Raw genomic sequence first — 23,070 nt, 5'->3', positions numbered from 1 at the left:
TCATTGCTGTGAATTGTTTGGAGTAACCGATGATTTTCTGTAAGACTTGAGCCATTGTATCAGCAGAAGACAGCCGGGCAGAATGATCCCCAATGTGGTATCCCAATCTACCCAGTATGGAACAACGGTGATCACAATAAAGGTTATGCTGGGTGAGACCAGATTGGCTAATCCGAACACGAGTATGGACGCAGGGAGTACAAGCATTCGATACTGCTTAAGCTTGAACAGTTCCGCACAACCAACAATAAAGGCGTATAAGTATATCATCGCTTTGAAGTACGTAGAGATCATCCAGGAAGAAGCCATAATCGCTTCTATACGTTCAAAAAAGCTCCCAATACTGATTTTCTGGGACAAAACAAAAGATGCATATATGTTATGTTGCGTAAGAAAGGCACCCAGAACCAGCAGCGATATGGTAACAAGCGTTGCCAATATCAAACTGCCTAAGCCTGCTGCAATAAGCATATCCCGTGTTTGATGAGCCTGCTTGGCGGCATAGGGCAGAATCATCATGATGGGGACGACCTCACCGATGGGATATATAATGCTTACCAGAATGCCCTGCGAGATAGAGACGACGCCTGTATCACTTACTGGTTTCAAATTGCTGGTATCCACCTGAGGAAGCAGACAGACTGCAAGAACGACAATAAACACAATAACAACAGGCATCAGTAGTTCACTACTTCGTCCCATCGTCTCCAATCCATGCCACACTCCCCAGCCGATTACAATGACGAACATCAGAATAATGATGCGAATCGGGGTGTACTGAAAGATTTGTGTGGTCATGAAATCGCCGACTTCTCTCGTATGCGTGGAAGCACCAATAATGAAAAAGAACAGGTAGAAGCAGGAAAAGAAAGTACCTGGCCAGAACCCTAGAATGCTTCGTGCCATCTGCACCAGATTTTTTTCTGGGTGCATACTACATAGCTTCAGAATCATGGCCATCAGTGCCATCCCCAGAGGAACGCCTATAAAAGCACAAATCCAGGAGTCTTGTTTGGCATAGGACGTGATGACTGAGGGGTAGATCAGCATCATATCCCCGACCACCATCATAAAAGTGAGCGTGGTCAATTGTCTTGTTCCAAGGCGCCCCTGTTCAAGCATAATGGTCCTCTCCTTTTTCTAGGTTCCCGTCAGATGTGCCAAGAATTGATTAACAGGTTCATAGATCCACATGATGATATAGAGTGGACTGGGGAAATCCCACAGGTTGGCTGCAATCACACTGAACCCTGTGGCTATGACGAGCATTCCGCTGTACACAGCTGTTTCCCTCCATTCCTTGCGGCGGATGAGACCTGGAAGATCAACCAAGCCTACGAGGCCCCCTATGACAATGACAGTAATTGTAATCAACATCCGGTCTCACTCCTTCAAATCCTCCTTGAATGAATCATCCAGTGTACCTACACGTTTGATCTGTACATTGGCTTCATACTTAACATCCAGATTTTCAAAATATTGATCCCAATCCTTCTCAATCTTTTTGAAAAATTTAGGATCGGCATGATACACTTCCTGACCGAATCCAAAAATGTCAATATGGAACTTTCGCCGCACTGAATTCACGGATTTTTCCATCAGGTCTATCAGTCGCTCCTCACTGTCCTTTTCCAACTCTTTGAGCGTTTTCATTGAACCAATTCTGATTCCGCACTCTACTGCACCAATGGAAGACACATTTTTGAGTTTAATGTGGATCACAGGCTGGTCGTTAATGACCTTTGCTTTTCGTTGGGTCTTGGTGCGGAGAGCTTTGAACGTCACATTTCCTCCCTTTCGGCAAGGCATGTGACTGACGGTAGACACCACATTGTCGCGGATATAGTTGTATCCTTTCGATTCATCTTCGGTTAACCAGCCAACCAGTTTGTCCTTTTTGAAGATGCTTAATCCCGTAGAATTCAGTCGAGCAGGAGACTTGATTGTCCCAATATTATCTTTGCTTCCGCTTCTCGCTAAATTGCCAACAACCTCTACACCAGTGATTACAGGCTGTATTCCAGGCGTCAGCATATATTCAATTAATTGGTCTCCGGTTACGGTTGTTGTGGGAGACCAGGTCTTGGCAGACACATCCAAAGAATTAAATAACTTCTCCGCAGGAATGTTTTCCAATGGAGTAAGTACGTCCAGTACTTTGGAAGCTGTAGTATTTCGTGCAACCATGACGTAATAATCGGGTCTAGCAGTAGGTTCCCTCATTAACGCTTCCATGACATCGTAGATGCCCTCTTTGCGTGCATATTCTTCGCCGAATACCAACACACGGATATGCGCCATAAATATACGGCGTGGACTTGTCTCGGTCAGCTTCTGAATCGCTTCAAACAGCGTTGGCGCGGACGCTTCGTACAGCGTGACAGGAGTGCCATTGCCTCCCCCTGACTTGGAGGATACTTCATTCGGGACAACGACCTGAGCACTCACTTTAATCAAATCGCCATCCTTGTCTACACCAAGACCCAGCATAATGCCAAGTTCATTCAGTTCCTGGCGATCCCAGCATCCGGTAAGGAGAGGGAGCAGGAATGCAATGCATACAATTAATCGGAAGCTCTTGTTCATACGTTGTTCTCCTTACCGAATTAACGCTTCATTTTTTTGCTGCCTTGTCTGGTTTTGTTAGGTGTACCCGTAGAGAGTGGACGGGTTTTCATACGGGACCAGGGTACACGAAACAGCGTATCTTTCAGATCTTTCTGAATCAGAGGTGCAAAGGGAGACATATACGGTACGCCAAAAGAACGCAAGCTGCACAGGTGTGTAACCGTGATGAGCAAAACAATTAGAATACCGTAGAAACCAAAAGCTGCCGCGAGTATCATCAATACAAATCGCAGAATTCGGACAGAGATGGACAGTCCATTCTCTGGAATGACATAACTGGATATGGCCGTTATGGATACGATAATAACCATTGCAGCGGAGACAACTCCTGCATCTACGGCTGCTTGGCCAATGACCAGTGTTCCGACAATGGAAACGGCCTGACCGACCGTTTTCGGAATACGTATACCTGCTTCTCGCAAAATTTCATAGGTCAGTTCCATCAGTATGGCTTCAATGAATGCGGGAAAAGGAACGCCTTCACGTTGAGCTGCCAGACTAATGAGCATGTTGGTGGGCAACATTTCCTGGTGAAAGGTGGTAATGGCAATATAGAAGGATGGAGCTAGTAAAGCGATAAAAAAGGACAGATAACGAATCAAACGAATCAATGTGCTGATATCGGCCCGTTGATAGTAATCCTCCGGCGATTGGAAGAAATGCACGAACAAGGCTGGAACCAGCAGCACAAAAGGCGTGCCGTCCACGATGATGGCCACTCTGCCCTCAAGCAAAGCAGCACAAACCGTATCTGGACGTTCACTATTGTAAACCGTGGGGAATAACGTTCTAGTTTCGTCTTGTACAAGTTCCTCGATGTACCCGCTCTCCAGAATCCCGTCAATATCGATCTCATCGAGCCTGCGCCTTAGTTCCTCTACCACTTCCGGATCAACAGTATGCTCCAGATATAAGACCGCAACTCTTGTTTTGGTGATACGACCAATCTCCTTTTCTTCGATCCAGAGATGAGGGTCACGAATCCGTTTGCGAATCAAGGATGTATTTGTACGCAAGTTTTCGTTAAATCCCTCCATAGGACCCCGAACAACGGTCTGTGAGATGGGTTCACCAACAGCACGGTCCTCCCACCCAGCTGCGGCAATTTTCAATCCTCGTGCACAGCCTTCGAGTAGCAGGATGGCCGAACCGGACAGGAGAGCATTAAGCACATCTTCCATGTCATCCACAAATGTTACATTGCTCGCAGCCAGAATGTCATTCTGGAGGTAGCTCAGATGCTCATCATCTGCAGAGAATTCCGGAAGTTCATGTGTCTTTAACAGGGATTCCAGGATGGAATGATTCAGAATCTGCACATCCACTAATCCATCGATGTACAACATAACTGCAGGCCATTTATGTAAACACTGGAGAGGGCGCATCATCAAGTCGTTGCTGTTCCCCATCACTTGCTTGCAGTAATCCATATTTTCGCTTAGATCCGGAGAGATTTGCCTCTGATCTTGGCGTTCCAACGACGATTCACTCATACCTTCACCTCCCTATACACCCTATATTTTCAAGTTAGTATGACCTGGATGAATTCGGATTATCACAAAAAAAAGGAGCCGCGATTATTCGCAACTCCTTGTCTGCTTATTATAGATGGACTTTTGTCCGAATTTACTTTTGTCTTTGTCGAACAGGGGCTGGCTTGGAGACGGTGGATCTTGCTGTCCATGCTTTGCGGTAACGATAGAGCACGGCTACGATGAGCAATAGGCCGATTCCTCCCACGATATATGCTGCATATTGATGAGCCAGATGGAATACGGCGTTCCACTGAGGGCCAAATATTTTGCCAATGCCCAGAAACAGTACAACCCAGAACAGTGCGCCTGAATAGGCGTAGAGAGCGAATTTGCGAAAGGGAACAGCGGCTATGCCTGCGAAATATCCAGTGAAATGCCTTACACCCGGAATGAAATAACCGATGAAGATTAAGGCATTACCATACTTGGCGAACCACTTTTGCGTTTTATCGAGCTTGTCCTGCTTCAGCAGAAACCATTTTCCGTATCGTGTTATAAAGGGCAGACCTGCTTTGGCTCCAATAAAATAAGTGATGGTCATGCCAATCGTTGTCCCTAGAAAAGCCAGTATGGTGAGGATTCCAAAGTCGAGATGCCCCTTGTAGGAGAGAAACCCTGCGTAAGCCATCGTTGTTTCACCAGGAAAGGGAAGTGCGATGAATTCAAGCAACAAGCCAAAAAACAAAACGCTGTATCCGTAGGACCCAAACAGATGTTGGATCTTCTCAAGCAATTCCAATAGATTTCACTCTCCTGAATACGGGGTGGGAGCATGAATACTCTCCAAGGTGTTTTAATGTGTTCTGCCTGTTCATTATGCTACCTAATCTGAAGCGAAGAATCAATCAGGCTACATAGCAAATTGTGAAAAAATATTAAACAAAATCACGTCTTTTTTCAAGGAAGCCTCCATATAATTCTAACAAATCTGCTGAAGTCTATCAGCAAATTACTAGAGACGGTGGAGGTCGATTCGTAAATGGTACAGAGACCGGAATTCAGAATCAAGGAGATAGGGGGAAACTCTGCAACATCCATACATACGTTTTTAGCTGGACAATGGTCTGTCATTCTCGTGCGGATTGCGATATTGTTATGTGCATTTGCTGTATATGCAGGCACGGCTTATGCATCTTCTGCTTCCGGCTCAGGTGATCCGATCTCGGAAGATAAGAATACTCAAGACAAGGTAGTCTATCTGAGTTTTGACGACGGACCGGGGAACCATACCCGTGAAGTATTGGATATTTTGCGCAAGGAGAAGGTTTTGGCCACATTTTTTGTGCTGGGTGAGCAGGCAGAGCGTTATCCGGAGTTAATCCGGGGGCTTGTGGAGGATGGACATGCTTTGGGCAATCATACGTTTAATCATCAATACAAACAGTTGTACAGTGATTTTAAAGTGTTCTGGAAACAGATCAAGCAGACAGAGGAAGTGCTGGAACGTATAACCGGTTTCCGTCCGAATTTGGTGCGAGCACCAGGAGGTACCTACGGGCATTTTGACCAGAGTTATTTTGATTTGCTGCAATTGGGTGGATACACCGTCATGGACTGGAACGTCGATAGTGGGGATTCCAAGCGTAAAGGTGTTCCGGCCAAAGAGATCCTCAGCAATTCGACCAAAGTACCTGCGGGAGCACGTTCGGTCATTGTACTGATGCATGACGGTGGTGCACATGCTGAAACGGTAAAAGCACTTCCGGGTATTATCAAATATTATCGGGATCATGGATATCGTTTTGACACCATAAAGAGTACGGATCAACCAGTTCAATTCCGTGTACATCCAGATGGTAAGTATAAGGCCCGCAAGGCGCCGGGAAAGGCCTGGATCGCAGAGCATGTAGAAGCGAACGCGACGTTATGGCTTGCAAGCAAGAAGCTGAAGGTAGAGGTGGGATTGGCTGCGGCTACCTTGCAACCGGGCGAGTTCCGCATGGAGGGTCAGCGAATCATGGTGCCTTTACGTACGTTCATGAAAAAATTCGGGGGCAGCACTCGCTGGGACTCTGAAACAAGGACAGCCATAGCAGTATGGAAGGAAAGAACGATTCATGCAGACAGTGTGAGCGGAACACTGACAACAACAGGGGCAATTGAAACGGGAGTAGTACAGAGTCAGGGTGGAACCATCTGGGTTCCGTTACGTGAGTTACTGGAGCAGATGGGATTACGGGTGAATTCCTTAACCAGTAATGAAGCGGAGTGGGCGGTAAAGGCGGGCAATTCCAGATCCATTTCGGCAATGAATAGCATATTTAAGTATAAAATGATCTGAAGAAAGTCATTCTTGCAGGACTATTCTCTCTACTTCCGGGCAACACTGAATCATAGATTACTATGGTTCAGGAATGCTGATGAACGGAAGGAGATCAGGAGAAATGTCTTATATCCGAATGGAACATGAACATGCTGTTGAATTGTTAAACAGGGTCATGAAGCGTGTTGAGAGTGTGATTGTTGGCAAAAAAACAGAGATTCGTTATGTCCTCACTGCAATGCTCAGTGGAGGTCATGTACTTCTGGAAGATGTGCCGGGTACCGGGAAAACGATGCTGGTTCGTGCCGTTGCTTCTGCACTGGACTGCTCTATGGGCCGGATTCAATTCACGTCCGATGTCATGCCGGCAGATGTTACAGGGACTTCAATCTATCATCCACTTTCAGCTGAATTCAAGTTTCGGCCCGGACCCGTCATGTCCAACGTTGTCTTGGCTGATGAAATAAATCGCGCTTCACCACGCACTCAGTCTGCCCTGCTGGAGGCAATGGAGGAACGACGTATTACGGTTGATGGCACAACCTATGCCTTGCCACGCCCGTTCTTTCTGCTGGCGACACAGAATCCGTTACAGTTCGAGGGTACGTACCGTCTACCTGAAGCACAGCTGGATCGATTTATCATGAGAATTGGACTGGGGTATCCCGATCCGGAACAGGAATTGGAATTGTTAACCCGCATGCAAGGTAGAGAAGCGCTTGATGAACTTCGCCCTGTCCTGCTTGCTGAAGAGGTCGTAGCCATGCAGCGTGAAGTCAAACAGGTACATGTTGATCCGGTCGTCAAACAGTATCTGGTGGCCGTTGCAGTAGCTTCTCGTAGCCTTCCGGCGGTCAGATTGGGCATCAGTCCGCGTGGAACACTGGCCTGGATGGCTGCGGCGCAGTCATTTGCCTATCTTCAAGGGCGCAGTTATGTCATTCCGGATGATGTGAAAGAGGTAGCTGTGCCTGTCCTTTCCCACCGTATTCAATTGAAGGCCCAGAACAGAGCGGAGGTTTGGGGGCAAGTACAAGTCATTGAAGAAGCATTGTCATCGGTCCCGGTACCTGTACAGATGGCATCACAGGGAAGGGGACGGAGGCAATGACTGCGCTGGGACAACGGATTGTGAGTGCTGTCTTGGTGGTGGCTTTTGCTTCCTTGTATAAGTGGCATGGGGGCAAAGCGGCGTTGTTTCTATCCGTTATGGCTTTCTTGATGTTCACAGGAGGTCTGCTTCTCCATTGGTTCGGACCACGGCGTATTCACATCCGTCGGAAAATACATACGAACCGGATTGAGGCAGGCGAGCAGGTACGGGTTCTGGTCGAACTGGAATTCAATTGCCGTATTCCATTGTTATGGATCGTTCTGTGTGAGAACACACCTGCAGGTGTTCATCGCAAATTGATTTTCCCGGGAACACGGCGACAATTTTCCTATCAATATGAATGTTCTGGGTTACGTCGAGGAGTCTACAGATGGGATACGGGCAGATTGTATTGGGGTGATATGTTTGGCTGGAATACCCTCTCCGCAGAGACCGCAGGAGGTACACCCCTGATTGTTGTTCCTCAAGCAACGGCTTGGGGGAAGGGGGACTCGGTAGAATTCGCAGCGATGATCGAAGGGACTCTGTCGGAGCGAAGAAATAGTCAGGGTAACCGTAGCCCTGAGTTCCGTGAATATCAGCAGGGTGACCCATTGGGACGAGTTCATTGGAAAAGTACAGCCAAAACGGGACAACTTCAGACCTTTCTGCCTGATACCACGGATCTGGCTTCGCTCGGCATCCTTGTGTATGAAGGCGCGTCGGGTTATGACGTAAAACAGCGGGAGATCATGGATTCACCTGCTTTTGAACGAGTGGTTCGTGCAGCTGCCCGCTGGATTCATACTGCTGAACGGGAGGACATTCCTTATCATCTGTGGATGGAAGGCGGCGATAAGAGCTATGATGCACAAGATCAATGGCAACATGGGCCGTTTCATGCAGATGATGAGAATCATGGACTGGACAAGTTAGCGGAGGCACGAATATCCAAAACACAATCAGGCTCTGTTTCGCTTCGAACGGAGATGCTGGATGGACTGACGAGCGGGTCGCGAATTGTGGTTCTCACAGGCAAGATGGACCCGGTTCTGGCCGAATGGATCATAACTGCAATCGGGTCGGGTTATCGTGTAGAGGTGCAATTGACTGAAGCGGACCAGAACCAAAACCAATTAGGATCAACGGATAGATTGATGAATGGATTGGGATATGACAGCTTAAGCTTGGAGCGGCTTCGTCACAGCGGGGTGCCGATCCATGCGGTTACAGACGTTGCGTTATCTTCATTGGGAAAGGTGGGGGTAACGGATGTGGGAGCGTAATGGTAACCAGCAACCAAATTCCACTGTGGTCGACTTAGAGTCAATGGACCGTACGAGAATAGAATCGGCCCATTCCGTATATAAAGCTGTGAACCAGAATTCTGTAACGGATATAAAGGATGAGGGATATGTGAGCGTACCTGTCCTGTACAAAATTGTTATTTCGGCCATTTTACTTATACTGTCTCTGGAGTGGATATATCCGGTTACATCATCAGATCAGCAGGGCAGTGAACGGTTCTTGTCCGTAATGGCGGGATTAACGGGTACATTGTTGCTCGCGGGGTTAATTCGTACAGGATGGATCACCGGAGTACTGATCCGATTATTCATTGCACTCACTGCGCTATGTCTGATGTACGGAGGAAGTGATCCTGTCCGTTGGGCCGTTGCATACCCGGGGATACTTTCAGTGGATATGGACACGTTTATAAATAACTGGCGATTCCACTCGATTAGTACAGAAACGAGAGGTTTGTTCATGATGTGCGGCTGGAGTATGCTCATGGCTTCTGTGCAATCCCTCGTATTGTTACGTCGAAGCGTTATGTTGTTTGGCAGTGCAACGCTGCTCTATTTGCTTTTGCTTGAATCCTTTGCAGGGCTGGATGTGTATGCTTCCGTAATACGGTCTGTCCTATGGACTTTTCTTATTCAGGCTCTGCTTCAGCTACTACGTCTCAATGGAGGAGTCACGACTCCGAGTTATCGCGGCAGCCCCTATGGCCGTTGGAGTGCAGTAACTATTGTTGCTTCCGCAGGTATGGTGCTTCTCTCCGCGTTACCTGGCCAGTTTGCTTCCATTCCTCAACCGGAACGCATATCTTTGGAGCAGATGGGTGAACGCCTAGCTCGCTGGGCAGGGTATACTCAGCACAGTAGTATCCCCGCTGCAACGGCAGTCACGGGATATAGCACAGCGGACGCGCCTATGGGAGCACCGTTGGTGCAGGGGAACTCCATCTTTTTTATAGCAAAGAGTCCAAAAGTGACGTATTGGCGAGGGGAGACCCGTTCATATTATAACGGTAGTACTTGGAGTGATCCGGGTCAAAGCTTCGAAACGAACAGTCCGTCCGGAATGCTACGCACAGATGGATGGGAGAATCCAACCTATTGGAGTCGCATTCGCCAAACCGTTACGATGCAGCGAGAGTGGAAAGGGCCAAATCCACTCTTTACCGGGGGCATACCGGTCAACGTGTCGTTCCAGGATAAGAACAAGGATAATCAGGAAAACATGTTTTCTTTGCTGTCTAATCGCGATTCGGCAACACTGTGGCTCTCGAGCTCAGGGGACGATAAGATAGTTAAAAATTATTCGGCAGACGTCATGGTTCCTGTTGCATCACCTGAACAGTTACGTCTGCTTGGGGAAACGAATAAAGGGAAAGATCCGGCAGCCATCCGGAGGACCTATCTGCAATTGCCTACATCACTCCCTGGTCGAGTGCAGACGCTCGCCAAGGAGATCATTCAAGGCAGTGAGACTCGGTATGACGCAGTGCAAGCCGTCAAAATTTATCTGGCTGCTCATGCCGAGTATACACTGGATACCCGTATGCCACCGCGAGGAACAGATTTTGTGGACGATTTTCTATTCGTTACCCGGCAGGGGTACTGCAATCATTTCTCCACAGCCATGATTGTGTTACTTCGTGCAGAGGGAATCCCAGCACGCTGGGTTAAAGGCTTTGGGCCTGGATTAGCTGACCCAGATGTACCCGGTCAGTACCTAATATCCCAAGGAGATGCACATTCCTGGGTAGAGGTATATTTTCCGGGTGCAGGCTGGATGCCGTTCGAGGCTACGCCGGGCTTCACAATGGCGCAAGGCGCGGGCGAAGGTGTCGCAGCGCTCGCCGGGGCGCAGCCTGTTGCGGAGACTCCGCCGTATACGAGCGGCGGAGTGGGTTACGCGGGCGCATGGCTGTTCGCCCGCGCACGGGCCATTGCCGCGGAGCCATGGCTCGCGGCAGCCCTTGTGGCAGCGGCCCTGCTGGGCGCCGCTGCTCTGGTCCGCATGCGGCGGCTACGCCCCGCACTGCGGATTAGGCTGCTGCTGGCGTGGCCACGCAGCAGCTTTCCAGACCGCGAGCGGCTGCTGGGTGCCGCCGCTCCGGTCTGGGCCGCGCTCGCGCGCCGGTACGGCCCGCGGCCGCCGGGTACTACGCTGCGTGAATATGCAGCGTCACCGGCTTTGGCCGCAGGCGCGGACGGCGCGGACATCGCGCGGTTTGCAGCCGACTGGGAACGGCTGCTGTACGGGCCAGACCGTCCGCTGCGCGCGGACAGTCTGGACTTCCTGCGCCGGGCACTTCGGCTGGCCCGGCGGTTGCAGGCGTTGTAACACAAGGATGTTACAACGTTACACCAAAGATGCGAAGCAGCTGCCATACATCGCTTTCGCTTTAGCTTTCCAATAGAGCTTGGCCACTTGTGGGCAGATGAAGATCGCCATTGGCTGGCGCACTGTTTTCAAACGCAGCGTTTGGTTCATCGCTGCATGCCATACATAAGACGCCTTTCGCGCTGAGTTGCGAACGAGGCGTCTTTCCACGATCATACACTTGAACCAGCATCTTGCTGCAAGCTTTTCTATTCGAAATTTCATATTTAGAGGCATTTGGTAATCCTGTTTTGATATGTCGAAAAAAGGAGTTTCGCCTTTCCTTGACGGTATGTTTTGTCGTTGCGTATAATTAGTTTCATTGAATTGAGGGAGGCACGGTTATGAATAAACAGAATGAAATTGTAGTTGTCCTTGACTTCGGGGGTCAATACAACCAGTTAATCGCCAGAAGAATCCGGGATCTTGGCGTATACAGCGAGCTTTTGCCGTATAATACACCGGCGGAAAAGATCGCAGAAATAGCACCAAAAGGAATCGTATTTTCGGGTGGTCCGTCCAGCGTATACGCTGAGAATGCTCCACACGTGGACCCAGGTGTCTATGACCTGGGCTTGCCAATCTTTGGTATCTGCTACGGAATGCAGCTTATGGCCCAGCAGCTCGAAGGTAAAGTAGAACGTTCCGAGAAGCGAGAGTACGGTAAAGCAGACCTTGAGTTTGCTGCTGGATCTACATTGACAAAAGGCATTGAAGGCGAACATACGGTATGGATGAGTCACGGTGACCACGTGGTTACACTTCCTCCAGGTTTCAAACTGGATGCAGGCACGGAAAGTGCGCCAATCGCTGCCATGAGTGACGATGAGCGTAAATTGTATGCTGTTCAGTTCCATCCGGAGGTACGTCACTCTGTTCGCGGTAACGATATGATTCGTAACTTCCTGTTCGAAATCTGTGGTTGCGAAGGCAACTGGACGATGGAGACATTCATCGATGACACCATCAAAGACATTCGTGAAAAAGTGGGCGACAGTAAAGTACTGTGTGCGCTTAGCGGCGGTGTAGATTCTTCCGTTGTAGCTGCATTGCTTAACAAAGCCATTGGTGATCAACTGACATGTATGTTTATCGACCACGGTCTGCTGCGCAAAGGCGAAGCAGAAAGTGTAATGGAGACGTTTGTCGGCAAATTCGACATGAAAGTTGTCAAAATTGATGCACAAGAGCGCTTCATGTCCAAACTGGCTGGCGTGGATGATCCAGAACAAAAACGTAAAATCATCGGTAATGAGTTTATTTACGTATTTGACGAAGAGTCCAAGCAGTTCGATGATTTTGCATTCCTGGCGCAAGGTACACTGTATACGGACATCGTAGAAAGTGGTACAGCGACTGCACAGACCATCAAATCCCACCACAACGTGGGCGGTCTGCCTGAGGACATGAACTTCAAACTGATCGAGCCACTGAGCACGTTGTTCAAAGATGAAGTACGTAAAGTCGGTACCGAGTGTGGCTTGCCGGACGAAATTGTACACCGTCAGCCGTTCCCTGGTCCGGGTCTTGCGATCCGTGTTCTTGGTGAGGTTACCGAAGAGAAACTCAAAATTGTTCGTGATTCCGACTACATCCTGCGTGAAGAGATTGCCAAAGCCGGTCTCGACCGCGAAATCTGGCAGTACTTCACAGCCCTGCCGAACATGAAGAGTGTCGGCGTTATGGGTGATGCGCGTACGTATTCCTACACAGTAGGTATCCGTGCTGTAACATCCATCGACGGTATGACCGCGGACTGGGCACGTATCCCTTGGGATGTGCTGGAGAAAATCTCCGTACGGATCGTTAACGAAGTTGATAACGTAAACCGTATCGTCTATGACGTAACTTCCAAACCACCTGCAACGATCGAGTGGGAATAGGGTATAGACTCTTAATGCCGTTAATCGCTTTGAAGCCTTGAAACATCAGGGGTTGTGGCGTTAGCTGCGTGGACAGTACGTATACACCTTCAACAATAGAGTGCAAAAAATTACTCTCTTTTATCTGCGTTGTTTCGCAAATAGAAGGGAGTTTTTTTTATGAGACGGATTGTCAAATCAAGTGCGACAGTTCTTCTGCGAAAGATTCGTGAGGGGTCTTCCAACCTAAGCATTTTCGTGGTCTGTGATTTATTAGATCGAGTGAATGGGCGAGATCATCATCATTAACCCTTGCGAGATCGGTACCTTTAGGGAAAAACTCTCGAAGTAATCCATTCGCATTCTCGTTGGAACCACGTTGCCAGGATGAATACGGATCAGCGAAATAAACGTGTAGGTTATGGGTGGTTTCCAGATGGGCATAGCATGCAAACTCCTTGCCTCGGTCAGCCGTGGCTGTGAGGAAGGTTCCCGTGGGATACTGTGAGATCGCTACACCGAGCGCAATCTCCATCGACAAAGCGGTGCGATCGGGCATGAGAACAGCGGTATATAAACGTGTCTTGCGTTCAATCAACGTAGCTACACAGCCTTTACTTTTCCCACGACCCGATACAACGGTATCCAGCTCCCAGTGCCCAAATGTTTCGCGGGAACGGACTTCTTTTGGGCGATCTGAAATAGTCCTTCCAATAGCGAATTTACCGCGCGTTTCTGCGGGTTTCTGACGCTTCCCCTTATGCCGAAGAACCTGTAATACGCCTCGAACCAGGCGCCCTGCATAGATCCAGCGATAGATGGTTTTGAAAGAGACTGCATCCTGCCCTTCGATGCGGAAACGTTCGGTGATTTGTTCCGGAGACCACGTTGCCTCCAATTTTTCCTCCAGTGAAGCAGCCAAGGCATCGGACCAATTCCCGGGAGAGACTGAAGCCTTACGACGCTCCTCATAAGCATTCTGAGCTTGTTCTGCCTGATAAGGATGTGATGAAGTCACCCGATCTAACTCACGACAAATCGTCGATGGATGCCTGCCCAGTTCTTTCGCAATGGCTCTTGAGCTTCTACCTTGTCTGTGGAGGACTTCTAGCTTGCTACGTTCGATTATGCTAAGATGTCTGTAGCTCATGGTTGGATTCTCCTTGTGTGAATGGTGTTGTGGTGACTTCATTCTACACGAATCCGGCCATGGGCCATTTTTTATTTATTTCCAGTAGGTGTCGCACTTCATATTACAATCCGTCATGACTAAAATTATGGAACTGATTGAAAGTTTTAAATTAAATCAAGAAATCTTAGGCAGAGTAGAGAAATATGTAGAACTTTGTATGTTTCGACTACGCAAGTGGGAGAGGTTCACAGGCGGGTATTATGGTAAGACGCTTGGCTTAAACTTATAGAGGGTGCAATTGATTTATTTCCAGAAGAAATACGGTATAATTTTACTAGTCGATAATGGAAGTAGCTCTAATGGTCTATGTTTTATTTGCATCAGTAGTTGGAGTGGTTGTTGTGCCTGGGCTGTTAGTTTTGAGTTTTCGGCCTAAACAAAAGAGAACAGCGATTTTTACTGAAAAGAATTATGCATTAAAAGCTACTACTATGAATGAAATAGGCAAAATAGAAGATGGTTCTGGTTTTCGAGATGTATCTTTACAGACTGTTTATAGAGCGCTTAGCTATTCAGGAGTCTACATGATTCTAGGGAGCGGCGATTTCGAAGCAAATGTGATTTTCACTGATAGCGAAGGTGTCAGGAATGTTGTACTAGCAAAGCGTATCACGTTGGCAATCCTGTGGGTGTCAGTTCTGATCAGAAGTTCTCATACATGCGGTACTACAAAGCTAAGAGAGCTATTCTAATCGCTACAGCCAAGTTCACGGAGCCTTGTGAGACACTAGCTGGTATAAACCATGTGAAGCTGCGAGATCGTAATGATTTGATAAGTAATGATTGATTTATTTAAGAAAGATGATATTCGGGCGTGAAGGATAAGATTGAAGCAGAGCCAAGGATGATATTGCAGTCATGGAATGAGGCAAATAGTGCAGAACTTCATGAGGTAAAAAAGATTACAAGGCTGAAAAGTATGTGAAGAAACTAATCAATAAATAAAGGAGACTTTTTGTGGCGTGTAACAAATGTACTATTGCATATGGTGAGTTTACGCCTAAGCACTTAACTGAAGAGCAAAGGCTAACTTGTGATTCTTGTAATAAGGCCATAGCACTAATCAACAAACATGGGCTGGAAAGTGTACAATGCTATTTGAAGGATATAGAAATTTGGTTAGCACAAAGAACCGCTATTAAATCTGGTGGAAAAATAATAGCAGTAAATTGGGATTTGATGAAAGGAATAAACAGAATAGAACATGATAACTTAATTGCAGAAGCAGTATTGCGCCTTGGATATGAAGGTGGAGAGTTTACTGGTAGAAATGAGATAAATTTGCTTTGCGGTAACGTTGTGGGGCTATTAATTGACGATCTGAAGAACCACATTAAATTTAATTCTAAAGGTTACTTAGTTTCATTAATGACAATGCTTGAACAAAACACATATTTGTCTATTACCACAATAAATTGGTTTAGAAACGACTATAATAATAAAGCTCTTTTTCAAGGACAAAATAATCATGAAGTTGGTAATGCCCTGATAGAAACCTTTTCTTTACTTTCAGTAACTAATGATAGAAAGTTCAGGATAATATATAGAGAATTTGAGGAATTAATAGCGAGTGATAAACAAGCCTTGCAGTTAGCTATTGAAATTGTTTCAGACCATCAATGTGCAAATGATTTTCCAGTTCAAAACAGTGCTTTAGACGTGGAACGATTACTTCAATATGCAAGAGCCATTTATCAGGTACTTCATATGCGAGATGAAGCAAACGAAAAGATTCTTTCATTGAACAAAATTTATTGTGATAGTAAAGGCAATATCGAAGTAATCAGAGAAGAAGATTCTATTACCCAGTATGAAAACTTCAATAGTCTTTTTTTTGAGTTATTTCCTTCACCAAATGGAGTAGGAGATTTATATGAATCTTCTGAACAAGATTTTGATCAGCTATGTCTTAAATACTTTGGTATTACCCACAAGCAAATAGCTCAGTTCGGAGAATCACTCTTTAATTTTTATCCTAAAACTGATCTATTTTTAGTTGGAAGCAATGAGTATTTCCAAAAGTTAATAAACTATTCTATTGGAATAGAAGTTAAAGAAACTTTCCTGAATATGTTCATAAGAGACGCTGCTTCAAAAACTAACTATAATATTGGTTCAAAGGCTAGACCTTTGAGAAAATGCTTAATACCAATTGGTGAGAATATTTTCATTTGTCCAGTTTCTATTTTTATTTTTTCTGTAAGTGGAACTTATCTAGATATATTAAATGGTGGTGTTGATTTAAAGCCACTAGATGACGAATTACAAAATGTGTACAAGAAAGTAGATACAGAATTTGAGAAAAAAGTAGCGGAGCAACTGAAGGTACACCTTTCTCCAGCTGTAGTGCCATCAATCCCACAGAAAATACCCGAGTTTGGAGGGGAAGGATTTGTATTCTTACCACGAGAACTTGATGTAGTTATGTTATATAATCAACAGCTATTTATCCTAGAATGTAAAAATCTAGACATGAAGTTCACGCCAAAATCGCTGGGAAATGAAATTCAACGCATAAGAAAAAAATTTAGTGGGAAAATGGCACAAAACATAGAAGCGGTTCAGGAAAATTGGGATTCAGTATTACAATATTTGGGTGAAAATCCAAACGGTATTAACAGGCATGAACCAGTTGGAGTTATAGTAACAAGAGAACTTACGATTTCGTCGGTAATAACAGGAGTAGATTACCCAGTTGTTCCTTATGCAAAACTAGTAGAATCAATAGAAACATTTATAAACACAATGACATGGAAATAACCTAACATCGTGTGTACTCTTACTCCGAGAATCCGAATTTTAAAGAGTCATGGAAGAGGCTTTTGAAGCGTGTTTGAAAACACTGGAAGGTGGTTTAGAGCTAGATGATGTTAGAGCTACTCGAGGCTGAATGAGGGTGTGGGAACGCTCCTTCGTGGGTGCTTGGTAAAGTAGCTGGTGCGGGTAGAACGTAAACGAGTCAGTTGAGTTGTGGGAGAAAACAATCAACACAAAAGGCACGTAAAGTGGTTAATACCACTTTATGAGGTGTAAACTCAACCAGCGTTGTTGAGGTAGATAACAAAATGTAAAGTGAGTAGATAGTCCTCCATGTGAGGGCTCTTTGTTGTTTTTTTAGAATTCGAGGTGATTAGGGTGGGAGGTGGTTTCTAGTCAAATGAGCAGGGTAAGTACACCAGCCGCACGAGGAAGAATTCTACAATTGCAGATAGAAAGGCTCTATTTGGGAGGCTTGCGTGTCTCTCTTAATGTGAACGAATATCATTATAGAACTTACTTAAACTGGTTTTAGGCAACTAGGGCAAGCTTAGACCTGTAAGTCATGAGAAGAAAATCATGCAAGCTATAAAGTTGTATGATGCAGAGACACATCCTGTGAAGAATTCAAGATCTGACTAGAGGGAAGAGGCCTACATTAAATAGGGCAATTTTTCAAAGAGAAAAGGATTATTTAATATTGAAGTAGCTAACTACAACCAATAGAGTAACCTTAAGGAATACTGTCCAACATCTTCACATGTTTAATATATTCAACATGTGCTAGGGTTAATTTAATTGAGATAAAGGTGGGTTCCTGGTGAGCGGTGTTAATTTAGATGCAATGATAACAAAAGATGATTTTGAAATCGTTGAATTCACTGAGGATGATCGTGGAGGCAGTAACTTCACAATTAGAGTCATGGATATGGAAGTAGATGGATGGTTTTTGGCTACATATCGAAAACCAGATTTTCAGAGAGAAACAGTCAAGTGGAATAAAGAGACCATTTGTGGACTAATTGAAAATTTTTTAGACGAAGATTTAATCCCTGCGATTATATTATGGAGAAGCCCAAGTGGCAAAGTCTTTATCCTTGACGGAGCACACCGCTTAAGTGCTTTTGTTGCTTGGGTAAACGATGACTATGGAGATGGTCCGATCTCAAAGCAATTTTATGATGATTCAATACCTATTAGACAGAGGGAATTAGCTGAGAAGGCTCGCAAATATATAAATAAAAAAATTGGACCATATTCTGATTACAAGCGTGCATTATCAGCAAAAAATAACTCTGGTATTAAACCAGACGTATATCTCCGCGCTAAACGAATGGCATCAAGAGGATTTGAATTTCAATGGGTACGTGGAGATGCAAGAAAGGCTGAACAATCATTTATAAGAATCAACAAGAAGTCTGTGACTATTAGTGACCCCGAATTAGTGATCCTGAAGACAAGAAAAACTCCTGCAACAATTGCAATGAGAGCAATACTGAGAGGTGGAACAGGTTTCAAATATTGGGGGAACTTTGACAATATTGTACAAAATGAAATAGAAACACTTGGTGAAGAAGCATTTTTATTGCTCTATACCCCACCTCTACAAGCTCATATAAGATCATTAGACCAATTACCTGTCGCTGGTAATAATTATGCTCAACCAAGTTTACATCTGCTTTTTGAAACTGTGCAAATCATTATAGATCACTACTTCCCAAGAGATGAAATCCAAGAGGATTTGAAATTATTAGAGGATTTAGAAGGGTTTAAAACAGTAGATGTTCTGAAAAATTGCATTAAAACTTTTAAAAGAATAAATAGTAATAGTACATCCTCACTTGGACTACATCCTGCAGTTTACTTCTATAATCATAAAACTGGGAGATATCAGCCAACAACATTTATGTCCGTTACTTCGTTTATGTTGTATTTGGATAAAGGTGGATTGCTAAATGACTTTATTAAGGTTAGAGAAGTTTTTGAAGAGTTTTTAATCAATTATAATTATTTCATTGAACAAATCGTATTGAAATTTGGAAGTCAAACACGAAGCGTAGAACACATGAAAAATTTCTATATAGAAATCTTCAATAGCCTATCTGCTGGTTATTCAGTTGACGATGTTTTAAGTTACTTGCTAACATCTTCTGAATTTAACTTTCTTAAACCAAACCATGAGCTCAGTCAAAAAATAGGTAGTTGTTTTACAAAAAACACTAAGAACTCCATATTTATTAAGGAAACATTGTCAAGTACTGTTAAATGTAAAATCTGTAACTCTCTAATTCAACCCAAAGCGAGTTCATTTGACCATAAAATCAGAGTACGAGATGGGGGATTAGGTGTTGCTGATAATGGACAACTTGCTCATCCATATTGTAATAGTATATTTAAAAACTAATAATGACCTGGAGAAGTAATGGTAGGCTTCCTGCTCCACCAAGAGTAACGAGTAAAACCTATAAGTAGTTGAAATCAATGATTTCACCAGCTACAATTAACATACAAAAACAACGTAATAATTGAATAGTAATTTACTTTATTGAGCGTACGTATTCCTACACAGTAGGTATCCGTGCTGTAACATCCATCGACGGTATGACAGCTGACTGGGCACGTATCCCTTGGGATGTGCTGGAGAAAATCTCCGTACGGATCGTTAACGAAGTTGATAACGTAAACCGTATCGTCTACGACGTAACATCCAAACCACCTGCAACGATCGAGTGGGAATAGGGTATAGACTCTTAAGGATAGATTATAAAATAATGCTCTTTTATCTGCGGTATTTCGCAAATAAAGGGGCGTTTTTTTTATAAGAATAATATTGTGATCAAATTTTTGTTGGGGTACTTTTTTACAAATAATAAACTCTCAAAATTAATCCCATTTTAAAGTTCACTTCATGATCCATTCAGGTCCGGCCTGTACAATAAGTTCATACTAAGAGCTATATGGCTACTGAAGGGAGAATTGAATGTATGCGTAAAACCGACTATATGAGCAAATGGAAGATGGGCATTGGAAGTGCGTTTCTGATGGTGATGCTGGCAGGATGCGGTTCAGGTATGCAAGATCTGGCTTCCGGTTCGGGGGACTTTCCATTTGTGAATTTAGAGGCAGCGGATGCTTCTTCCGATCAGACCAGAAACCAGGAGTTATCCTCTGACTTAACAACAAACACGAATCAGGAACAACAAGAGATACAGGATGCTCCGCAGACAGAGATATAATTAGCATAGGACTGATCCGGTAAAAACAGCTCCGGAACATGTCGCAAATTGCTCCATATACCTAATGAGTATAAGCTTTCGGAATACGAGATATCGTTATTCCTAGATCATCATTCACCTGATTGCTAAAACGCATCAGAAACATAAGCTAGTCTGATTAGAGCGCTTCTCGCCCTTTAATCAGGCTAGCTTTTTATGTTAACCTGCGGAACTTTCAGTCTGACAGAATGAACATATCCCCTTGAGATTTCACCGAAAAAAGCGCATACAATTGGGTTGTAAACCGCTGAACTGGTTCAATCTGTTAAATAATACGAACGATATTACAAAAGGGTGAGATTAATATTCGTTTTTCTCATTGACAAAAACATACTGTCCTCCTAAAATAGTGATGGGAAACAAACAAATAGCGCATACTTATTCGTATAATCCTGGGGATTGGCCCGGGAGTCTCTACGAGATCACCCTAATGATCTAGCTACGAAGAGGAGAAGGCTAAGCACATGAATTCTACATGATTGCGGGGACATCACGCACATTAGAATTTTTTTTGTTCTTAGTAAAGGCATCATGCCACTCCTTGTCAGCTGAACCCTGGGTGAAGAATCTTCATCAGGGTCATTTGTCGTTTTTCAATATGGCTTCAACATCTCTAAGGGGGAGTTAATAATTATGGATCGTTTCTTTAAATTAAAAGAAAACGGAACAAACGTTAGAACGGAGATTGTTGCGGGTCTCACTACGTTTATGACAATGGCTTACATTCTTTTTGTAAATACGTTGTTCTTGGGACAAGCCGGTGCGGGGATGTCGGATAATGCAGTATTCTTTGCAACAGCCGTCGGCGCCGGATTAATGACTATTATTATGGGATTGTTCGTGAATATTCCGATCGCACTTGCACCAGGTATGGGGCTTAATGCGTACTTCATGACTGTTGTTCTAAGTTCGAATGGAGCGATTACTTGGCAAGCAGCTCTCGGAGCGGTATTCCTTTCCGGTATCGTGTTCATTATTTTGACCGTGACGAAGATTCGGCAAATGCTGCTTGTTGCAGTTCCGCAGTCAATCAAAATGGCCATTACGGTTGGTATCGGTCTCTTTATTACTATTATTGGTTTCAAACTTGCTAATCTCGTGGCTGTAACAGTTAATGTTGCACCAGACGCAGATCTGAGTCAGCCGATTCCGGGTAGCAGTTTTAACTTGTCATTGGGCAACTTTATAACACATCACGATGCATTGCTGGCCCTGATTGGTTTGCTCCTTATTGCTATTCTGATGGTTATGCGCGTCAAAGGCGCTCTGCTGATCGGGATCGTAGCAACAACGCTGATTGGTATTCCGATGGGAGTTACGAATCTGAGTGGTCTTTCAGGCGCAAGCTGGTTGCCTAACTTCAGTGATCTGGCGGTTGGACAGCTGGATTTGAAAGGTGCCATCAGTCTCGGATTGTTCGAGATCATCTTCATCTTTACCTTCGTTGAATTGTTCGACACGTTTGGTACGATGGTAGGTACTGCAACGCGTATGGGGATTATGAAGGATAAGAAAAAAGGCGAGAAAACGATCGGTAAAGCGATGCTCGTCGATGCAGTTGGTGTCAGCGCAGGTGCTGCACTAGGTACAAGTACCATTACGGCATACGTTGAAAGTGCTTCAGGCGTTGAGGCAGGTGGACGTACAGGACTGACTTCGGTGACGACAGGTTTGTTGTTCATTTTGGCCCTGTTTATCGCTCCGCTTGCACTTGTTGTTCCATCCGCTGCGACGGCTCCGGCATTGATCATCGTGGGTGTACTTATGATGAGTCAAGTGCGCAGCATTGAGTGGGATGATTTCCTGCAAGCTTTCCCTGCATTCCTTACCATTGTATTGATGCCTTTCACAGGTGGAATCGCAAACGGGATCTCCGCAGGTATCGTATCTTATGTGATTCTGGCGGTGTTCAGTAACTTGGTTACAGAGCGTAAAGTGAAAATTCACTGGCTTATGTGGATCTTGGCGCTCATTGTAGTTTGCCGATACGTATTTATTGGCGGGGAGTAGGGTTCGTTAGGTGTAACGAAGAATTATCTGAGATACGTTTGTTATCTTATAAATGAAAGAAGCGGAAGCCACGGGATTAGCCCCTGAGCTTTCGCTTTTTTTGTATTCTTTTCTTGGGAAAAATGAATTTTAAAAATGTTTTCCTTCTATATAGAAGGAAAGAATATAATGATCTATGATTTGTTGGTTGTTTATCCAATGAAATCATCGGTTAATAAGTTTCTATAACGTGATGAGTCTGTACTGTATACAACATGAGTTTCTCTATAATGATTAGGGATCATACGGGAAACCTTTTGCGTATGTGAGTCAATTACTGCGATCAATAAAGTTAGTGCGCAGATGTATCATTTAGCCGGCTATAAGGAGATACTTGTTAAAAGGTCTACAGGGTGCTCATTTTATAAGAATTTAATGTTTATCAAAAAAAGACTTGCGTTCCATAACTGTACATGGTATATTCTATTTCCGGCCAAAAAAACACGAAATACACGGTGCGGCAAGCGAATGAAATAAGCTTCGAAAGAAACTTAAAAAAAGGACTTGCAAAGTTGGTTCGGACATGATATTATATAAGAGTTGCTGAAGAGAACGACATTCGGTAACGAAACAAGTTTGATCTTTGAAAACTGAACAACGAGTGAGTAAACATTCTGCTTGCAGAATGAACGCGAAAGTTGGAGACAAGCCTTGGCTTGAATCGACTGGAGCACAAATGAGATTTTTAATCTCGTCAGATTCAAAATGAGCATATCGCTCTTTTCAATACTTTATTGGAGA

General features: G+C 44.7%; 17 protein-coding genes, 1 pseudogene and 1 riboswitch. Of the genes and pseudogenes, 12 read left to right on the top strand and 6 right to left on the bottom strand.

The window, feature by feature from the left end; genetic code table 11:
• The 5 genes from J2Z28_RS26600 to J2Z28_RS26580 form a co-directional block, all read right to left on the bottom strand.
• Positions 1-1,122 (bottom strand): GerAB/ArcD/ProY family transporter, encoded by a 1,122-nt coding sequence (locus J2Z28_RS26600; protein ID WP_211085142.1) that lies wholly within the window; start codon positions 1,120-1,122, stop codon positions 1-3.
• 18 nt (positions 1,123-1,140) lie between these two features.
• Positions 1,141-1,377, bottom strand: coding sequence for a hypothetical protein (locus J2Z28_RS26595; protein WP_017690729.1), 237 nt, complete (start codon positions 1,375-1,377; stop codon positions 1,141-1,143).
• Positions 1,378-1,383: 6 nt separating this feature from the next.
• Positions 1,384-2,586 carry a Ger(x)C family spore germination protein gene (locus J2Z28_RS26590; RefSeq protein ID WP_211085140.1) on the bottom strand — a complete coding sequence of 401 codons (1,203 nt, stop codon included), beginning with the start codon at positions 2,584-2,586 and terminating at the stop codon, positions 1,384-1,386.
• 20 nt (positions 2,587-2,606) lie between these two features.
• Positions 2,607-4,121: a spore germination protein gene (locus J2Z28_RS26585; protein WP_211085138.1), complete on the bottom strand. Its 1,515-nt coding sequence runs from the start codon at positions 4,119-4,121 to the stop codon at positions 2,607-2,609.
• A gap of 133 nt (positions 4,122-4,254) precedes the next feature.
• Entirely contained in the window at positions 4,255-4,902 is a 648-nt protein-coding gene (locus J2Z28_RS26580) for a DedA family protein (RefSeq protein WP_017690726.1), read from the bottom strand.
• Between the two features lie 240 nt (positions 4,903-5,142).
• Between J2Z28_RS26580 and J2Z28_RS26575 the strand changes: the two genes are divergently transcribed.
• The 5 genes from J2Z28_RS26575 (at position 5,143) to guaA (ending at position 13,077) form a co-directional block, all read left to right on the top strand.
• Positions 5,143-6,444 carry a polysaccharide deacetylase family protein gene (locus tag J2Z28_RS26575; protein WP_211085136.1) on the top strand — a complete coding sequence of 434 codons (1,302 nt, stop codon included), beginning with the start codon at positions 5,143-5,145 and terminating at the stop codon, positions 6,442-6,444.
• A gap of 103 nt (positions 6,445-6,547) precedes the next feature.
• Entirely contained in the window at positions 6,548-7,537 is a 990-nt protein-coding gene (locus J2Z28_RS26570; protein ID WP_211085134.1) for an AAA family ATPase, read from the top strand.
• Positions 7,534-8,805 (top strand): DUF58 domain-containing protein, encoded by a 1,272-nt coding sequence (locus J2Z28_RS26565; protein ID WP_211085132.1) that lies wholly within the window; start codon positions 7,534-7,536, stop codon positions 8,803-8,805. Before J2Z28_RS26570 ends, J2Z28_RS26565 begins: the two co-directional genes overlap by 4 nt.
• Positions 8,792-11,155 (top strand): transglutaminase-like domain-containing protein, encoded by a 2,364-nt coding sequence (locus tag J2Z28_RS26560; RefSeq protein WP_211085130.1) that lies wholly within the window; start codon positions 8,792-8,794, stop codon positions 11,153-11,155. The genes J2Z28_RS26565 and J2Z28_RS26560 overlap by 14 nt, the downstream gene beginning before the upstream one ends.
• Before the next feature lie 383 nt (positions 11,156-11,538).
• Positions 11,539-13,077: a glutamine-hydrolyzing GMP synthase gene (gene guaA, locus J2Z28_RS26555; protein ID WP_211085128.1), complete on the top strand. Its 1,539-nt coding sequence runs from the start codon at positions 11,539-11,541 to the stop codon at positions 13,075-13,077.
• Positions 13,078-13,249: 172 nt separating this feature from the next.
• Here the strand turns inward: guaA and J2Z28_RS26550 are convergent, their stop codons facing one another.
• Entirely contained in the window at positions 13,250-14,206 is a 957-nt protein-coding gene (locus tag J2Z28_RS26550) for an IS30 family transposase (protein ID WP_211085126.1), read from the bottom strand.
• A 341-nt stretch (positions 14,207-14,547) separates the two neighbouring features.
• On the opposite strand from J2Z28_RS26550, the gene J2Z28_RS26545 reads away from it, so the two are divergent.
• The 7 genes and pseudogenes from J2Z28_RS26545 (at position 14,548) to J2Z28_RS26515 (ending at position 22,290) form a co-directional block, all read left to right on the top strand.
• Positions 14,548-14,940, top strand: a complete 393-nt coding sequence (locus J2Z28_RS26545) for a hypothetical protein (RefSeq protein WP_211085213.1) — start codon at positions 14,548-14,550, stop codon at positions 14,938-14,940.
• Positions 14,907-15,035 (top strand): restriction endonuclease, encoded by a 129-nt coding sequence (locus J2Z28_RS31875; protein ID WP_211085125.1) that lies wholly within the window; start codon positions 14,907-14,909, stop codon positions 15,033-15,035. The genes J2Z28_RS26545 and J2Z28_RS31875 overlap by 34 nt, the downstream gene beginning before the upstream one ends.
• Positions 15,036-15,205: 170 nt before the next feature.
• Positions 15,206-17,008, top strand: coding sequence for a hypothetical protein (locus tag J2Z28_RS26535; protein WP_211085123.1), 1,803 nt, complete (start codon positions 15,206-15,208; stop codon positions 17,006-17,008).
• Between the two features lie 817 nt (positions 17,009-17,825).
• The gene (locus tag J2Z28_RS26530) at positions 17,826-19,409 is read left to right on the top strand and encodes an HNH endonuclease family protein (protein ID WP_211085121.1); all 1,584 of its coding nucleotides are present in this window, start codon (positions 17,826-17,828) and stop codon (positions 19,407-19,409) included.
• 143 nt (positions 19,410-19,552) lie between these two features.
• Positions 19,553-19,744, top strand: a pseudogene (locus tag J2Z28_RS26525) (GMP synthase (glutamine-hydrolyzing)); the annotation flags it as partial.
• A gap of 245 nt (positions 19,745-19,989) precedes the next feature.
• A complete protein-coding gene (locus J2Z28_RS26520) occupies positions 19,990-20,241 on the top strand; it encodes a hypothetical protein (RefSeq protein ID WP_211085119.1) in 252 nt (83 codons plus the stop codon).
• Positions 20,242-20,642: 401 nt separating this feature from the next.
• Positions 20,643-20,742: riboswitch (purine riboswitch) on the top strand.
• A gap of 171 nt (positions 20,743-20,913) precedes the next feature.
• Positions 20,914-22,290 (top strand): NCS2 family permease, encoded by a 1,377-nt coding sequence (locus tag J2Z28_RS26515; RefSeq protein WP_076320372.1) that lies wholly within the window; start codon positions 20,914-20,916, stop codon positions 22,288-22,290.
• Positions 22,291-23,070 lie beyond the last annotated feature (780 nt).

Origin of the sequence: Paenibacillus xylanexedens, assembly GCF_017874615.1 — a bacterium.
Lineage (GTDB): Bacteria > Bacillota > Bacilli > Paenibacillales > Paenibacillaceae > Paenibacillus > Paenibacillus xylanexedens.
Note: the sequence above shows the minus strand (reverse complement) of the source record. Positions and strands in the feature narration are given on the sequence as shown.